Source organism: Xenorhabdus innexi, assembly GCF_002632485.1.
Lineage (GTDB): Bacteria > Pseudomonadota > Gammaproteobacteria > Enterobacterales > Enterobacteriaceae > Xenorhabdus > Xenorhabdus innexi.
Genome location: NZ_NIBU01000002.1, coordinates 1 through 15815 on the forward strand (window position 1 = coordinate 1; position 15815 = coordinate 15815).

At 38.7% G+C, this 15815-nt stretch carries 17 protein-coding genes; 9 read left to right on the top strand and 8 right to left on the bottom strand.

Features of this window, described 5'->3' with window-relative positions; all coding sequences use genetic code 11:
* Positions 1-162: 162 nt before the first annotated feature.
* The 3 genes from Xinn_RS00780 to Xinn_RS00790 all read left to right on the top strand — a co-directional run bounded on the left by Xinn_RS00780 (position 163) and on the right by Xinn_RS00790 (position 1593).
* The gene (locus tag Xinn_RS00780; RefSeq protein ID WP_244590108.1) at positions 163-513 is read left to right on the top strand and encodes an HTH domain-containing protein; all 351 of its coding nucleotides are present in this window, start codon (positions 163-165) and stop codon (positions 511-513) included.
* A gap of 146 nt (positions 514-659) precedes the next feature.
* Positions 660-1301 (top strand): CPBP family intramembrane glutamic endopeptidase, encoded by a 642-nt coding sequence (locus tag Xinn_RS00785; protein WP_086954838.1) that lies wholly within the window; start codon positions 660-662, stop codon positions 1299-1301.
* A gap of 82 nt (positions 1302-1383) precedes the next feature.
* Positions 1384-1593 carry a hypothetical protein gene (locus tag Xinn_RS00790; protein WP_086954839.1) on the top strand — a complete coding sequence of 70 codons (210 nt, stop codon included), beginning with the start codon at positions 1384-1386 and terminating at the stop codon, positions 1591-1593.
* Positions 1594-1635: 42 nt separating this feature from the next.
* Here Xinn_RS00790 and Xinn_RS00795 read toward each other — a convergent pair whose 3' ends face one another.
* The 4 genes from Xinn_RS00795 to Xinn_RS00805 form a co-directional block, all read right to left on the bottom strand.
* Entirely contained in the window at positions 1636-2268 is a 633-nt protein-coding gene (locus tag Xinn_RS00795; RefSeq protein ID WP_086954840.1) for a LysE family translocator, read from the bottom strand.
* A 73-nt stretch (positions 2269-2341) separates the two neighbouring features.
* Positions 2342-2563 carry a type 2 periplasmic-binding domain-containing protein gene (locus Xinn_RS22380; RefSeq protein WP_211285989.1) on the bottom strand — a complete coding sequence of 74 codons (222 nt, stop codon included), beginning with the start codon at positions 2561-2563 and terminating at the stop codon, positions 2342-2344.
* Between the two features lie 20 nt (positions 2564-2583).
* Positions 2584-3276, bottom strand: coding sequence for a LysR family transcriptional regulator (locus Xinn_RS00800; RefSeq protein ID WP_211285990.1), 693 nt, complete (start codon positions 3274-3276; stop codon positions 2584-2586).
* Between the two features lie 76 nt (positions 3277-3352).
* Positions 3353-4258, bottom strand: coding sequence for a LysR substrate-binding domain-containing protein (locus Xinn_RS00805; RefSeq protein WP_086954841.1), 906 nt, complete (start codon positions 4256-4258; stop codon positions 3353-3355).
* Between the two features lie 104 nt (positions 4259-4362).
* On the opposite strand from Xinn_RS00805, the gene Xinn_RS00810 reads away from it, so the two are divergent.
* The 5 genes from Xinn_RS00810 (at position 4363) to Xinn_RS00830 (ending at position 11242) form a co-directional block, all read left to right on the top strand.
* A complete protein-coding gene (locus Xinn_RS00810) occupies positions 4363-5448 on the top strand; it encodes a tartrate dehydrogenase (RefSeq protein WP_099137587.1) in 1086 nt (361 codons plus the stop codon).
* 351 nt (positions 5449-5799) lie between these two features.
* Complete coding sequence (locus Xinn_RS00815; RefSeq protein ID WP_086954843.1) at positions 5800-7413, top strand: BCCT family transporter; 1614 nt, start codon at positions 5800-5802, stop codon at positions 7411-7413.
* 42 nt (positions 7414-7455) lie between these two features.
* On the top strand, positions 7456-8577 hold the full coding sequence (locus Xinn_RS00820) for an aromatic ring-hydroxylating oxygenase subunit alpha (RefSeq protein ID WP_086954844.1): 1122 nt from the start codon (positions 7456-7458) through the stop codon (positions 8575-8577).
* 10 nt (positions 8578-8587) lie between these two features.
* Complete coding sequence (locus Xinn_RS00825; protein WP_086954845.1) at positions 8588-9553, top strand: PDR/VanB family oxidoreductase; 966 nt, start codon at positions 8588-8590, stop codon at positions 9551-9553.
* Positions 9554-9793: 240 nt separating this feature from the next.
* Positions 9794-11242, top strand: coding sequence for a flavin-containing monooxygenase (locus Xinn_RS00830; protein ID WP_086954846.1), 1449 nt, complete (start codon positions 9794-9796; stop codon positions 11240-11242).
* 220 nt (positions 11243-11462) lie between these two features.
* Here the strand turns inward: Xinn_RS00830 and Xinn_RS00835 are convergent, their stop codons facing one another.
* The 4 genes from Xinn_RS00835 to Xinn_RS00850 are packed head-to-tail and all read right to left on the bottom strand — an operon-like array spanning position 11463 to position 14078.
* Positions 11463-11855 carry a hypothetical protein gene (locus Xinn_RS00835; RefSeq protein WP_086954847.1) on the bottom strand — a complete coding sequence of 131 codons (393 nt, stop codon included), beginning with the start codon at positions 11853-11855 and terminating at the stop codon, positions 11463-11465.
* A gap of 9 nt (positions 11856-11864) precedes the next feature.
* Positions 11865-12404 carry a LemA family protein gene (locus Xinn_RS00840; RefSeq protein ID WP_086954848.1) on the bottom strand — a complete coding sequence of 180 codons (540 nt, stop codon included), beginning with the start codon at positions 12402-12404 and terminating at the stop codon, positions 11865-11867.
* Position 12405: 1 nt separating this feature from the next.
* A complete protein-coding gene (locus tag Xinn_RS00845) occupies positions 12406-13491 on the bottom strand; it encodes a hypothetical protein (RefSeq protein ID WP_143706530.1) in 1086 nt (361 codons plus the stop codon).
* A 23-nt stretch (positions 13492-13514) separates the two neighbouring features.
* Entirely contained in the window at positions 13515-14078 is a 564-nt protein-coding gene (locus Xinn_RS00850) for a LemA family protein (protein WP_186435653.1), read from the bottom strand.
* Positions 14079-14669: 591 nt separating this feature from the next.
* On the opposite strand from Xinn_RS00850, the gene asd reads away from it, so the two are divergent.
* Entirely contained in the window at positions 14670-15776 is a 1107-nt protein-coding gene (gene asd / locus Xinn_RS00855) for an aspartate-semialdehyde dehydrogenase (RefSeq protein WP_086954850.1), read from the top strand.
* The last annotated feature ends 39 nt before the right edge of the window (positions 15777-15815 follow it).

Sequence of the window (15815 nt, forward strand, 5' to 3'; positions counted from 1 at the left end):
TTTTGGCTGGAAAAAGCACAAGCATATTTATGCCAGAACGCGTTCAAAACACCACAAAGAAAATCATGTAAAAACAAAACATTGGATGCGTGTTTTGAACGGCTTAATTCTTAAGAGCCTATCTATGGTGGCTGCTTACTTTTTTAGCTGAACTATTATCAGGTGCTGAGGGAATGCGATCAGGTCAGTGACTGCACGGCATTTATTGATTTTATGCTGGACAAATTAGTCGAAGTCTTTCAGGAAAGTATTGATACCGTAAATCCAGATATGACTGCAATGTCGGAAGAAATATCGGAAGAAATATCGGAAGAAAATTCCCCTGTACTGAATGCGACTGCGAAAAAAATCCTGTCTATGATTGCCAGCGACCCAGCGATAACAATAGCTCAATTAGCTGATAATTTGAGAGTTACTCCTCGAACAATAGAACGAAATATCAAAATATTGCAGGAATGTGGGTATTTAATTCGGGTTGGTGCGAAAAAAGGCGGATATTGGCGGATCAGATAAAATCGATGGATTTAAATTTCTGTCAGGCTAATTTTAATTTCCTGTGAATCCGAATAATTAGACCAAATACTAATGGGATTTTATGACTATAATTTAGCTATCTTTGTGGTATAACATCATTATTTAAATGGAAGTTATCCTAAAGCATGACGCAATACACAGACCGAGTTACCCACTCATTAATTTGTATAGCAGTCTACATTGGCTGGTTTGCCTTACCTTTTGTGCTGATTTTCTTTCCTAATACGGTAGAGCTTTATCGTTCTGACTTAGCTGGGCCTGTATTAGGTCTCCTTTTCTGGTTGCCTTATTCATTACTTTGCTGGCGTAGTTACCAGAAAAAATTTAATTTAATGCCTCTGGGTAAATTACGACTGGCAGATCTTATATTGCCGGTATTGGCAATAAGTGCTTTGATTTGGATAGATGGAGTTCTTGGGATAGAAGAATCCTGGACTTCAAATCTTGTTTATCTACCCGCCTTTACTGTTTTTCTACACATAATTGTTATTTGTATTGTGGCTCCGATAGTTGAAGAGATTATATTTCGTGGTTTTTTACTCAATGCAGGAATGGGATATGGGGAAAAGGGAAAACAGATAGCCATTATAATGACATCGTTGTTATTCTCTGCCGGGCATATGCAGTATTCATCACCCACTACTTTTGTCGTATTATTCGTGTTTTCTGTTATCCTGTGCCACGTCAGGATTCATACCCGTTCTCTTATTGTGCCGATGGTACTGCATGCGCTTAATAATATATTGGCGGTATCATATAACTATTAATTAGCTAAAGAGTATGGTAAATACATACCCTTTAGCTACAATAATTAAATTTATTTGTTTTTATGAAAAAGGAAATTTAAGAATGAGCGATAAAAAATCGGGTAAAGGATGGTTTAAAGAGTTCATCTCGGATTTTTTAATTGAGTTTGTTATTAATAACATTATCGAGATTATAATTTTTTTGATAATTATTTCTGGTATTACGTATTTGTTAATGCCTATTGTTGGTGGTTTTGCCATATTGGCAATTTTTGTGGTCATGATTTTTATCTTTCTGTTTTTATTTACATAAATAAACAATTTATCTTGGTTATGTTCAATGAGTCATATGAATTTAAATCTGACTCATTACTAAGTTAATGGCTAAAGCGATAAATATTAAACCTGTTATTTTATTTAAAATGGTTTGTACTGTTAAGTTATTCACTATAATTTTATGTAAAAATCCAGATAAATAAGAGATAAGAGTAAATGAAACAAATGCAATGCCAACAAAGATAAACCCTAAGTATAATAATTGCAGTGAAACAGGCATTGCTTCTTTATGATTACTGATAAACTGAGGGAGAAAAGCTAAAAAGAAAATAATAATTTTCGGGTTTGATAAATTCATTATTATTCCTTTTTTAATCAGCTTGCTGCTTTCATTTAAAATCTTTGAATTATCTTCAAGCTTCACAGGCTTGGCGTTGAAAGCTCTCCATGCCAGATAGGTTAAGTAAAGTACACCTAGCCCCCGGATGACTTCAAACGCGATAGTATTTTCCCGTATTATTGCGGAAACACCGAGTGAGATTAAAGAAGTATGTATTATTAAACCGATACATAATCCTATAGTAATAGACATTCCTGTCTTACATCCATTCAGAGCTGATTGGCTTAAAACCAAAATATTATCCGGCCCCGGCAAGAAACATAAAAAGGTAGATATCCCGATAAATGTAATGAGTGTTTCTATGGATGGCATTTTTTTATATCCCTGATGTTGAATTTATCAGTGTTATATTAATTCCCTTTAGCTGAGTGTAAATATGATAAATCTACTGATGGGTATGAATTAATTTCATACCGTCTTTTATCGTTCTTTCAAGATGGTTTTTGATGAAAGGTAAGCAAAGTTCTCTGAACCATTTGTGTTCTGGGTCTTCATGGTGTTTAGCATGCCAGAGTAAATAGTATGGCTGTGGTTTGATATCTATAGGTAAAGTTTTTATTTTTAAATCATATTTTTGAGAAAAATCAGCCGCAATATGCAGTGGCATGGTCAGTATGGTGTCCGTTTTTAATAACAGCCAATAGCTGGCTGAAAAAAAGGAACTGTTGCAGAAATATGGCGTCTCAGGTTCATCATCGATAATTGTTGATCAACTGGGCTGTTTTTATCTCCACCGCCACTGATAAGAATGTGTCGGCCACTAATATAGTCGTTGAGTGTTATAGCGTGTTCAGAATAAGGATGAGTATTCCTGAATATCACTACGAGAGGATCTTCCGCCATTAAATTTCCGTATAAATTATCGGGCACTGAATCAGCAATCGTTGCGACCAAATCCACTTCCTGATCAGCTAATTTATACAGATTATCTTTATGCCATAGTTGGTATTCAATACTTACGTTAGGCGCTTCTTTTGTAATACAACTAAATATAGAGGGTAAAATAGCCTGAGCAACATAATCGCTGGAGGCTAAGGTAAATTTTCTGGTGCAAAGGGTTGGTTCCATTAATTCTGGCGCATACAGGTTATTTAACTGTTGGAGTAAGGCCGGAAGCTGTTCTTTCAGTTTTTCACCTTTTTTTGTCAGAATGAACTGATTAGCTTCCCGCACAATAATCTTGTCATGAAAATCATCACGTAACTGATTTAGCGTTTTACTTATTGCAGACTGGGTAACATTCAATTGCTTTGCAGACTCTGTCAGGTTAAGTGTTTGCAAGATTGAGACCAGAGCCGGGAGTAATTTGTAATTATTCAAGATGTGATTTCCATAATATTAAATGGAGACTCATTTTAAGTGATGAGGGAATGTTTATCTATGAATTTGGTTTCATTTACTCCAAATAATGCTTCTTAAAATACTGTTCTAAAAATTCAACGGTTACTCTGATACGGGCGGACATAGCCAAACGTGTAACATAAACCGCCCAGATATTTGCTGGCTGGTAATAGTCCGGCAGAATGTGCACTAAGGTACCAGACTGAATACTCTCTCTGACATCCCAATATGATCGCAGGATAATACCGTGCCCATCCAGACACCACTGATGAATGATCTCTCCATGATTGGATGACATCGGCCCTGTGACTTTTACCGATTGGGTTCCTGAGCTGTTTTGTAGTTTCCAGATCCCGAAAGGATGATCCCGCTCTTTGATCACCAGACAGGCGTGAGAAGGGAGTTCATTAATTGATTTTGGTACTGAATTACGGGCAAGGTAATCGGGAGATGCACACAGGATCCGGTGGTTGGATGCCAGCTTGCGGGCAATAAGATTGTCATCAATCTCGTCACCAATGCGGATATCCAGATCAATCCCTTCAGTCGCCAGATCAACAAGACGATCTTCTACGTCAAAGCGAAGATCGAGCTGTGGATAAGTCTGGATCAATGCTGATAAAGCTGGTGCAACGAATTTCCGGCCAAAGCCAAAGCTGCTGGTAATTCTGATCTTTCCCTGTGGTTCCTGCCGAAGTTCGGAAAGTTCATCCATCATCTGGTTAACATCATTCAGGATATGTTGAGCCCACTCATAAATGCGCTCACCATCTTCCGTAATGGATACCCGACGTGTGGTTCTGTGCAACAGACTGACATTCAATACATTCTCTAATACTGCAATGCGCTTACTGATAAAAGCTGGAGAGGCACCTATTTCTTCCGCAGCAGCGGCAAAACTGGCTCTTTTTGCTACCAAAAGAAAAACACGCAGATCCTGTAAAAAGGGAAGATTATTCATAGATTGTAAATTATGTTTCTACATTTTTAGTATTGAATACAAATCAGTCAATTATAAGATATCTGAAAAGTCAATTCTGTACCCAGATAAATGAGATATACTTGATGAAAAAAACGTTTAAAATTGCAGCAATTCCGGGAGATGGAATTGGTCATGAAGTGCTTCCTGAAGGTATTCGGGTTTTGCAGGCTGTCGCTGAAAAATGGGATCTTCATTTATCGTTTGAACATATTGAATGGGCCAGTTGCGATTATTATCTCAAGCACGGCAAAATGATGCCGGATGATTGGTTTAATCAATTAATGCAGTTTGATGCTATTTATTTTGGTGCGGTTGGCTGGCCGGAAACCGTGCCTGATCATATCTCACTTTGGGGTTCATTACTGAAGTTTCGCCGTGATTTTCAGCAGTATGTTAATTTGCGTCCTGTGCGTTTGTTGCCGGGAGTACCTTGTCCGTTAGCGAACAAAAAACCGGAAGATATCGATTTTTATGTGGTCAGGGAGAATACGGAAGGGGAATATTCTTCTATTGGTGGTCGGTTTAATGAAGGTACTGAGCATGAAGTAGTGATTCAGGAGTCGGTTTTTACCCGCCGTGGGGTTGATCGCATTCTGAAATATGCGTTTGAATTAGCGCAGAGCCGTCCCCGTAAGTTATTAACTTCTGCCACGAAATCCAATGGGTTATCGATAAGTATGCCTTATTGGGATGAACGTGTTGAAGAGATGGCAAAACAGTACCCCGATATTAAATGGGATAAGCAGCATATTGATATTCTTTGCGCCCGTTTTGTGTTGAATCCAGAGCGGTTTGATGTTGTTGTCGCTTCCAACCTGTTCGGCGATATTCTCTCAGATCTTGGGCCTGCATGTACCGGAACTATCGGGCTTTCGCCTTCTGCCAATCTGAATCCAGAAAGGAATTTCCCTTCTTTATTTGAGCCTGTTCATGGCTCTGCACCGGATATTTATGGCAAAAATATTGCTAACCCAATTGCTATGATCTGGGCCGGAGCCATGATGTTACAGTTTCTGGGGGAAGGTGAGCAGCGCTATCAGGACGCTCATAATGATATTTTAGCGGCTATTGAAGCCGTAATAATGAAAGGCGTTGTGACTCCTGATATGAATGGTAATGCATCAACACAACAGGTTGGTGCGGCTATTATTAGTTGTTTACACTATTAAGAGCCTAACTATCTTTTGTTTTTATAAAAATCACACTTTGAATTTTGAGTGTGATTTTTTTTATTGCCAGTGGCAAATATTGTCTTCTGATTCTTAATGCGCATCACAAAACATTAATTACGATATGTGTTTTATCTATTTACTGTTTGGCTAATTGTTTAAATAGTGTAGCGATACTATATTTTTGTTGTTAACAAAAAGAAACGGTAAGTGTTGTGCTGGCTTAGTTACACGTTTTCCTTTTGTCGTATCGATATCAACATATACCCAACGGATTTCAAAACGATAACAGGCACTTTGTATATATCTATTGAAGAGCAGGGATATACCCAAGGTGGCAACGGAGGTTTTATGCTGAGCAACCCCAAAAAAGATATCCCGCTAATTGTCATCAGTCTGGCCTGTATTATTGTGATAGCAATAACACTCGGTACGTTCCCTGAAAAAACAAGTGTTATTGCTAATACAATTTTTAATGGTCTGACTCGTTTACTCGGATCAACCATTCAGGTTTTAGTCCTTGTTGCTTTGATGTTTGTGCTTTATCTGGCTCTCAGTAAATACGGTAATATTCGTCTTGGAACAGGAAAGCCAGAATATGCCACAGCGCCGTGGCTATGTATGTTTATCTGCGCGGGGCTTGGTTCATCGACATTATATTGGGGGGTGATGGAGTGGGCATATTATTATCAAACTCCCGGGCTGAATATTACTCCCCATACTCCGAAGGCACTGGAATACAGTATCAGTTACTCTTTTTTCCATTGGGGAGTCAGTGCATGGGCGACTTATGCTTTGGCTTCGCTGGTGATGGCTTACCATTTTCATGTCAGAAAAAATCAAGGTCTGAGCCTGTCCGGGATCATTTCTGCCATTATTAAAATCAACCCTCAGGGTTTCTGGGGACGGCTTGTTGATATGACATTCTTAATTGCCACGGTAGGTGCATTAACGATTTCGTTAGTTGTTACTGCATCGACATTAAGTGGCGGCCTTTCGGTGTTAACAGGTATACCGAATAATTTTATGGTTCAGGCCGGAATAATATTATTAGCGGCATTAATTTTCAGCTTAAGCTCTTATATTGGTATCGATAATGGTATGCGGCGTTTAAGCCAGATGGTGGGCTGGGGAGCACTGGGGTTTGCTGCTCTGGTTCTGATAGCAGGGCCGACAGAATTTATCACTAATAATATTATTCATACCATTGGTCTGACGATGCAGAATTTCCTGCAAATGAGCCTGTTTACTGATCCAATGGGGGATGGGCAATTTACCCGTAGCTGGACAGTTTTCTATTGGTTGTGGTGGATTTCATACACTCCCGGTGTGGCTATGTTTGTGACGAGAGTTTCTCACGGGCGTAAAATCAAAGAAGTTATTTGGGCGTTGTTATTAGGCAGCACTTTTGGCTGCTGGTTTTTCTTTGGTGTTCTGGAAAGTTATGCGATGCACCAATTTATTACCGGAACGATTAATGTTCCTGAAATATTAAATACATTAGGTGGTGAAACTGCGGTTCATCAACTCTTGAATGCATTACCATTCGGTCAGTTTTTCCTTGTTGCCTATCTCTTCATTATGATTATTTTTCTGGCCTCACACATGGATGCTGTTGCCTATACGATGGCTGCAACCAGTACCCGAAATTTAAGAGAAGGTCAGGACCCCAGCCGGAATTTGCGTCTTTTCTGGTGTGTGGTGATTACACTTATTCCTCTTTCGATTCTGTTTACACAAGCTTCTCTGGAGACAATGAAAACAACCGTCGTGCTTACCGCATTGCCGTTTCTGGTGATTCTGTTGTTTAAGGTCTATGGTTTTATTCGCTGGATAAAACAGGATTATGCTCATGTTCCAGCCCACCTTATTGATACTTCCAATCAGCAGGAAAATATTGTTATTCCGGTGCCTATAAAAGCAGAAAACACTCACACTACCTTCATCCACGACAGCAATAATTAACAACACAGTATATAAACGTCATAAAAAGATTAAGGAATTGATATGAGTATCCAACATCCTGATTTCACATTGCCAAGAGACTTTTGTGCAAATCCGCTAGAAGCCTATACCATGCCAGCCCGTTTCTATACTTCTCAGAATGTATTTGATTATGAGAAAGAAACGATTTTCGCTAAGAGCTGGATTTGTGTTGCACACATCAGCGAGTTGGCTAATCCGAATGATTATGTCACGCGTGAAATTATTGGTGAGAATATTGTTATTGTTCGTGGGCGTGACAAAGTATTACGTGCATTTTTCAATGTTTGTCCTCACCGTGGGCACCAGTTATTAAAAGGGGAAGGTAAAGCAAAAAATGTGATTACCTGCCCTTATCATGCGTGGGCCTTTAAACTTGATGGCACCTTAGCGCATGCGCGTAATTGTGAAAATGTCGCTAATTTTGATAAAAGTTTAGCGACTCTGACACCGGTTAAGCTGGAAGAATATGCCGGATTTATCTTTATTAATATGGACATGAATGCCGGTACTGTTGAGCAACAGCTACCGGGGTTAGGTGAGAAAGTGCTGGAAGCCTGCCCTGACGTGTACGATTTAAAACTGGCGGCTCGTTTTACGACAGTAACTCCGGCTAACTGGAAAAGTATTGTTGATAACTATCTGGAATGTTATCACTGTGCTCCCGCACATCCGGGTTTTTCTACGTCTGTTCAGGTTGATCGCTACTGGCATACGATGCATGATAATTGGTCACTGCAATTTGGCTATGCAATTCCTTCTGAGCAATCTTTCCGATTTGAAGGCGAATCCTCATTCCACGGTTTTTGGTTATGGCCTTGTACCATGTATAACGTCACGCCCATTAAAGGCATGATGACGGTGATTTATGAATTCCCGGTTGATGCGGAAACAACACTACAACATTACGATATTTACTTTACTAATGAGGATCTGACTCAGGAGCAAAAAGAGTTGATCGAATGGTATCGCGATGTTTTTCGCCCGGAAGATCTGCGTTTGGTTGAAAGCGTACAAAAAGGGCTGAAATCCCGTGGTTATCGTGGTCAGGGGAGAATCATGGCTGATAGCACAGGAAGTGGTATGAGTGAGCATGGCATAGCTTATTTTCATAATCTTATCGCTCAAATCTACCATGAATTATGAGGCGTAATTTATGGCTACTTATCAAATGCTTGGCGTTATTGTCAGTGATATTGAAATTATAACGCCAACAATTAAACGATTTACGTTAATACCTGATCAAAATACGTATTTGCCTTCTTTTACTGCTGGCAGTCATATTTTTGTGCAAATGCAGGATGGTAGCAGCCATTACAGTAATGCCTATTCGTTGCTTAACTCTCCTTTTGATGAACAACGTTATCAAATTGCGATTAAGCGGGAGGCGAATTCACGCGGTGGCTCGGCATTTATGCATGAAAAAGTCACTATTGGCGATAAACTGCTTATTTCTCAACCCAATAACTTATTCTCAATAGTACCTGACGCGAAAAAACATATATTAATTGCGGGTGGTATCGGGATCACACCATTTATGTCCCATTTACATCAGCTGGAACAGCAGAGTGCCGATTATGAACTTCATTATTGCTACCGGAATGCTGGTGAAAATGCATTCAGGCAGGAATTAATGGCATCCCCCTTTAAAGACAAAGTCGTTTGCCATGTTTCATCCGAAGGCTCCCGTATTGATCTGGATACTTTCATTGCTCAATTGCCTGAAGGAAGTCACATTTATACATGTGGCTCAACTTCATTAAGTGAAGGAGTAAAACAAGCAGCACAAAAAACCGGGGTTCCTCAACATCAGTTACACTTTGAGCAGTTTGCTGTTGAAGATAAAACCGGCGATGCGTTTACTCTTGTGCTTGCCAGATCGGGTATTGAACTGGAGGTCGATAGCGAATCAACAATTCTGCAAGTTATTGAAAGAAATAATGCAGCATGTGTTGAAAGTTTATGTCGTGAAGGTATCTGCGGAACTTGCGAAACTGTGATTTTAGAAGGTGAAGCAGATCATCGTGACCAATATTTTAGTGATGAAGAAAGGGAAAGCCAGGCATCCCTGCTGCTTTGTTGTTCCAGAGCGAAAGGTAAACGGCTGGTGATTGATTTATAGTGAAAAAATTTTGGAGCTACGTGAAGTATTCAGTAGCTCTGTACTCTTCGCCTTTCAGGTTATTTCTGCTGGCTGTACTCGCTTACCTTTGTTGCTATCCAAATAATATCCATTCCTCTGTCTCGATTAATGATAGTCCCCCCTCATAAATACAAATGGTTGTTTTATTGAATAAAAAATAACATGTTGTGATGGTGGAAAATTGTTCGTGTCAAAAAGAGTGTTTTATCGGAGGTAATAATGGATAACCATTGCGATGTTTTGATTATGGGGGCAGGCGTTTCTGGTATTGGTATGGCATGCCATTTAACAAGAGAATGCCCGGCTAAAAAAGTGATTATTTTAGAACGTCGCCAGTCTATTGGCGGTACTTGGGATTTATATCGTTATCCGGGTATTCGTTCTGATTCAGATATGATGACTTTTGGATACAAATTCAGGCCCTGGACTGAAACCAGCATTTTTGCTGATGGGCCTTCAATTAAAAATTATGTTAATGAAACAGCAAAGGAATATGGCGTTGATAAAAAAATCCGGTTTGGGTTAAAAATTATGAATGCAAACTGGTCTAGTGCGGCCAGCCAATGGGTTATCACTGTTGTTGAGGAAACGAGTGGGGAAACTCAAACCTTCACTTGCAATTATCTGATCGCTGCAACGGGATATTTTAATTACGATGAAGCATATTTACCTGATTTTAAAGGGGTAAATGATTTCAAAGGCCCAGTTATTCACCCTCAGTATTGGCCTGAAGAATTGGATTATAAAGGGAAAAAAGTTGTCGTTATTGGCAGTGGGGCTACAGCAGCGACTATCGTTCCGGCAATGGCAAATGATGTTGAACATATTACTATGCTACAACGCTCTCCCAGTTATTACCTTTCAGTTCCAGAGATAGATAAAATATCAATATATCTGAGTAAATTCATGCCAAAGCGATGGGTATATAATATCAGCAGAAATCGTAATATTTTTGTCCACCGCCTGCTTTATAAAACCAGTCGTCATTTACCGACTGTATTAAAATCATTTTTGCTGTCATCCGCTCGTAAAAGAGTCGGAGTGAATTTTAATATGGATCATCTGATGCCCAGATACATGCCTTGGGACGAACGGTTATGTGTAATCCCGAGAGGCAATTTTTTACGGGCACTGGAACAAGGTAAAGCATCTATTGTGACTAATCAGATCGAGCGTTTTACTGAGAAAGGTATTTTGCTGGAATCTGGTGAGGAATTACCTGCGGATATTATCGTTTCAGCGACCGGATTGAAATTATTGGCTCTGGGAGGAATAACTCTGTCGATTGATGAGAAAAAAATAGAAGGTAATGAGCGTATGCTCTATAAAGGCACACTGATGCAGGATATTCCTAATTTTGCCTATTTGTTTGGGTATAACAACAGTTCTTGGACATTGAAAGTTGATCTGTCTGCGGATTATATTTGCCGCTTATTGAAAGAGATGGATCGTCGCGGCGCTAAATCTGTATTTCCACAGGCTCAGTCAAATGAAATGTTAAAACACAGCAATGTGTTTGGCGAGTTGAATTCAGGCTATTTAAAACGTGGAGATCATGCTCTTCTTCGTCAGGGACGTAGCCAGAACTGGCATGTGCCCCATGATTATAAAGTTGATAAACAGGTATTAAGCCAGCCAGTGGACGATTCAGCACTAAAATGGACATAACCATGCGTATCCTGTTATGAAAATGGACTTTAATCTGCTCGACACTGATTCAGTGAGTTAGTCAATCAAGAGAAGGTCAACCCAGAAATGGCTCCCCAAATATGACCTTCTGTTGAAATATAGACATGCCAGGGAAATAGATTACTTGCGATATCACCATGATAGATAAGTACAATAATGGTGAAGAATAAGTCTTTGTCCCGTTTTAGGAAGGATTATGCTATTTTTTTCGCCGTTTCTTTCTGGGGTTTCTATCTGTTATTTTTGGATTATCGGCAGGAGAAAGTCTATTTATATAATCTGCCAACTTTTGATAATTGAAAACAATGAATAAAAAACAGCTCAGAAAGATAATTGTGCTGACGAAAAATAAATGTACTCCACTGATATTAAGGAAGAAAAGGATAATCAATATAGTAAAGTTTGGAAAAAATGCCAATCCGATTGTACCCGCAGTAATATTGGATAAAACGCTTAAGAAAGGAATTCTTTTCAGGATACCTAATATAATTAAAGGAACAATCATACCAAAAGTAGAAAGGAAAATGACATATCCCGGTTCTTTAACAATACTATCGGCAAATCCAAACAGATTGAAGGGTATAGTTAGCATAATATTTCCTTATTCACTGATTATACCGGAACCCAGCATTATGCGTGGTTTGTAGCCCAGGATTTTAGCAAAAATCAGATTGGGAAATGTCTGTATTCCCGTATTGTACAAGGCTACACTTTCATTGAAAAACTCACGGCGATCAGCGATTTTTTCTTCCAGTAAAGTAATACGTTTTTGCAGTTTACTCAGGCTATTTAATGCCTGTAACTCAGGATAATTTTCTATCACTGACATAGTTTGTTGTAAGTAATCAGTAATCTGATTATTAGCCTCAACTTTCTGATTGGTTTGGTGATAGTTGAAGTAGAGTTCACGAGATTGAACGAGTTTCAGCAGTAGTGAATTCTGATGTAACATGGCTTTTTCGGCAATATTCACTAACTCCGGAATTTCGTCTGCCCGTTGTTTTAATAGTACATCAATATTGGCAAATGCTTTTTCAGTATAGTTTTTTAATGTGACAACTTTATTGTAAATATCCATGAGACAGTAAAATAGAATAACTGTCAGAATAATAATGATAAAAGCGAAAATTAAATAATTCATTTTAAAATAACCAACTGAATAAAGGTGATTTATTAAACATAATAGTCAGAGTTCTATCGTGGTATTCATAAGGGATTGTTAAAATAATTGCTATTAAAAATACAGCCGAAAAAGCGAACGTCAGAGCAGATTTAACCAGTGGGTGCCGTTTATTCCAGTCTGCAACAGACTCTACTGGTGAGGCGGCCAGAATGTTATTCTCGATATCTTTTTGAATAACTATCTGGTTACCTTTTCCGGAAATATTTTTCTCTGCGGCAGCACCAATCAGCATGATAGTATCATGGTTGAATATCGCCCGTTCTTCATAGCGAATATTATTTTTTTCATACTTGTGAGTTGGGGGTAGGGAAACTAATGATAAATCCTTAGTCATTACAGCTACTGAACCTGTTTCATCCTGAATTTTAAACGGTGCACAGTAAGTTTTATCAGCAATTATTTTATAATACGTTTTCCCTTCTCTATCTTTAGTTTTTTTATGTTCTGTATAGAGATAAGCAATACATTTCTTTTTACTGAGTGGTGCAGTTCCTAATCGCTGTTTTTCTGCAATTGCTTTCCCTTGTACTTCAACTAATCCCATTGCCATTGAGCCTATCTTGGAAGTAGGGAGTATTTTTTGGAGCTTGAAAAAATTTTTTTTAGGTGTTTTTTCTCGCCATAGCAAAATTAAGGCAGTAGCAAAAAATACGGCAAAGAACCCGAAAGAGACGATAGAATCTAATGAGTTTAAAAAATACCCAATAATAGAAATTAAAATAGTTAATATTAACTGAATAATGACTGTTAAGACCGTTTTCTTACCTAGCTTTATATCATTCCTCAAGCTAACAATAATACAGAGAAATTCCCATATTTTGGCAAAAAATATGGTAAAAATAGGTAAGGTGAAGAAAAAAACAAGTATATATGTGAAGTCATCCTGATTAAAATACGTAAAAATACCTGCTAATAAGCTGCTGATTGCTATTGTTATAGTCATCCATTTTAGCTTAATCTGAAAGTTAAAAATCAGTGATAATATGAATACGGTAATGCCAATAAATACAGCACTAAAAATTAACATTATTATTATAGAAGACATTTATTACCTGCTTTTTAGTCTATTTATTCGAATTTAATACCGTTGTACTTTATTTCTCCTGCTGAAATTTCCAGCAAAGGGAGATGTTGGTATTTCAGAATATTTGCCAGAATAACAGCAGGAAAAACTTGAATACCAATATTGTATGTTGTTACAGCATCATTGAAGGATTCACGGCGACGGGCAATTTTGTCTTCAATATTGCTGACCTCTTTTTGGAGTTCTAGAAAGTTGTTACCTGAAATCAACGTAGGATAATTTTCCGAAAGAGCGAATACGGTTTTTAACGCTTGGGACATTTGATTGGAGGAAGCGATTTTTTCTGGCAATGAACCCGCAGTTATATAATTTTGGCGGGCATTACTTAGAGCGGTGAAAACTTCGGTTTCATGCGCCATTACTTTGTTAACGATAGAAACTAACGCAGGGATCTGATCAGCCCGTTGTTTCAGAATCACGTCTATATTGGCAAAAGCATTGTCTACATTGTTACGCAGTAAAATCAGTCGGTTATATAGTGAGGTCCCTAAGCCTGTAATCCCAATAATCAGGAAGAAAATCACCATAACAACAATCACTATTTCCATTTTATTTCCTTTATAACTTCTTTGTAATTAGTCTAGTGTTTTAACACTCTCAACCAAAGCAGGCGCAAATCCAATAAAACAAAACAGCGCACAATAGCCCGCTGAATATGACAACAGGAAAAGCTCCATCAGCGTGTTGTCTCAGGATGAGAATAATTTTTAATAATACTTAATTAAAACAGTTTTAAAAATAACTGAATAGAGGAGGAAATGTTTTTTTCAAATCTTAATCCAACTATTAAAAATAGTTGTTCCTTTATTTCTTGCTGGTGAAATAAAATGATTTATTTTCTTGATTGGTTGTTATTATATATTGAAATATATGTGTATATAAGAGTATTTAAGATATAAATTCATTGATAAAAATTAAATGATATAATTTATGGATGGTATAATAAATTAATTAACTATTACCTATGATTGATTCTCTTTGCTAAGAGAAGACCATAATTCAGGGTAAAATGGCATGTGAGAGCCACAAAGCCGTTAACTCTGTAGAGTATAAATTTACTTGCACCTTTTCACATATTTTGTCAGCTTTAGGAGTGTCAGGGGTGCTGACACGACTTTTTTTAAGGCAGGGTAAACATGATGAAAAGTGTAGGTTTTATCGGCTGGCGTGGTATGGTCGGCTCAGTATTGATGCAGCGGATGGTGGAAGAGCAGGATTTTAGTGAGATCAATCCCGTTTTCTTTACGACTTCCCAACACGGGCAATCAGCTCCGGAATTTACAGGTAAATCAGGCGTATTGCAGGATGCTTTTGATATTGAAGCACTCAGCGCACTGGATATTATTATAAGCTGTCAGGGAGGGGATTATACCAACGAAATTTACCCCAAACTGAAAGCCGCGGGCTGGCAGGGCTATTGGATTGATGCGGCTTCTTCACTGCGTATGAATGATGATGCTGTCATTATTCTCGATCCTGTTAATAATCAACATATTCAGAACAGCCTGAATAACGGTATTAAGACGTTTGTTGGCGGTAACTGTACCGTCAGTCTGATGCTGATGTCGCTGGGAGGATTGTTTGCCAATGATTTGATCGAGTGGGCATCAGTCTCAACCTATCAGGCCGCTTCTGGTGGTGGTGCTCGCCATATGCGTGAATTGTTGGTGCAGATGGGGATGTTACATAATCAAGTTGCAGGCGAACTACAAAATCCGGCGTCTGCTATTTTAGATATCGAAAAGCGTGTAACCGATTTTACCCGCAGCGGTACTTTGCCGACTGACCAATTCGGTGTTCCTCTGGCGGGCAGTCTGATCCCGTGGATTGATAAGCAGTTGGAAAATGGTCAGAGCCGTGAAGAGTGGAAAGGTCAGGCCGAAACCAACAAAATTCTGAATACTGGCAATAATATTATTCCTATTGATGGTCTGTGTGTTCGTGTTGGGGCATTGCGCTGCCACAGTCAGGCATTTACCCTGAAATTGAAAAAAAATATCCCGATTCATGAAATTGAAACTCTGCTGGCATCCCACAATGAGTGGGTTCGCGTTATTCCGAATGACCGCGAACTGACGATGCGTGAATTAACTCCGGCTGCGGTGACTGGAACGTTGAATACACCTGTTGGACGCCTGCGTAAGCTGAATATGGGGCCGGAATATCTGTCTGCCTTTACGGTGGGTGATCAGTTGCTGTGGGGGGCGGCAGAGCCATTGCGCAGGATGTTGCGTATATTATTATAGAAAACATTCAGCTATAGAAATAATGAGATAGTTCGAGAA

Excerpts from the sequence above, each read along its gene's own strand:
- Xinn_RS00785 (WP_086954838.1), top strand. The coding sequence starts at position 660 with ATGACGCAATACACAGACCGAGTTACCCACTCATTAATTTGTATAGCA.
- Xinn_RS00790 (WP_086954839.1), top strand. The coding sequence starts at position 1,384 with ATGAGCGATAAAAAATCGGGTAAAGGATGGTTTAAAGAGTTCATCTCG.
- Xinn_RS00795 (WP_086954840.1), bottom strand. The coding sequence starts at position 2,268 with ATGCCATCCATAGAAACACTCATTACATTTATCGGGATATCTACCTTT.
- Xinn_RS22380 (WP_211285989.1), bottom strand. The coding sequence starts at position 2,563 with ATGCCACTGCATATTGCGGCTGATTTTTCTCAAAAATATGATTTAAAA.
- Xinn_RS00805 (WP_086954841.1), bottom strand. The coding sequence starts at position 4,258 with ATGAATAATCTTCCCTTTTTACAGGATCTGCGTGTTTTTCTTTTGGTA.
- Xinn_RS00810 (WP_099137587.1), top strand. The coding sequence starts at position 4,363 with ATGAAAAAAACGTTTAAAATTGCAGCAATTCCGGGAGATGGAATTGGT.
- Xinn_RS00815 (WP_086954843.1), top strand. The coding sequence starts at position 5,800 with ATGCTGAGCAACCCCAAAAAAGATATCCCGCTAATTGTCATCAGTCTG.
- Xinn_RS00820 (WP_086954844.1), top strand. The coding sequence starts at position 7,456 with ATGAGTATCCAACATCCTGATTTCACATTGCCAAGAGACTTTTGTGCA.
- Xinn_RS00825 (WP_086954845.1), top strand. The coding sequence starts at position 8,588 with ATGGCTACTTATCAAATGCTTGGCGTTATTGTCAGTGATATTGAAATT.
- Xinn_RS00830 (WP_086954846.1), top strand. The coding sequence starts at position 9,794 with ATGGATAACCATTGCGATGTTTTGATTATGGGGGCAGGCGTTTCTGGT.
- Xinn_RS00835 (WP_086954847.1), bottom strand. The coding sequence starts at position 11,855 with ATGCTAACTATACCCTTCAATCTGTTTGGATTTGCCGATAGTATTGTT.
- Xinn_RS00840 (WP_086954848.1), bottom strand. The coding sequence starts at position 12,404 with ATGAATTATTTAATTTTCGCTTTTATCATTATTATTCTGACAGTTATT.
- Xinn_RS00845 (WP_143706530.1), bottom strand. The coding sequence starts at position 13,491 with ATGTCTTCTATAATAATAATGTTAATTTTTAGTGCTGTATTTATTGGC.
- Xinn_RS00850 (WP_186435653.1), bottom strand. The coding sequence starts at position 14,078 with ATGGAAATAGTGATTGTTGTTATGGTGATTTTCTTCCTGATTATTGGG.
- asd (WP_086954850.1), top strand. The coding sequence starts at position 14,670 with ATGAAAAGTGTAGGTTTTATCGGCTGGCGTGGTATGGTCGGCTCAGTA.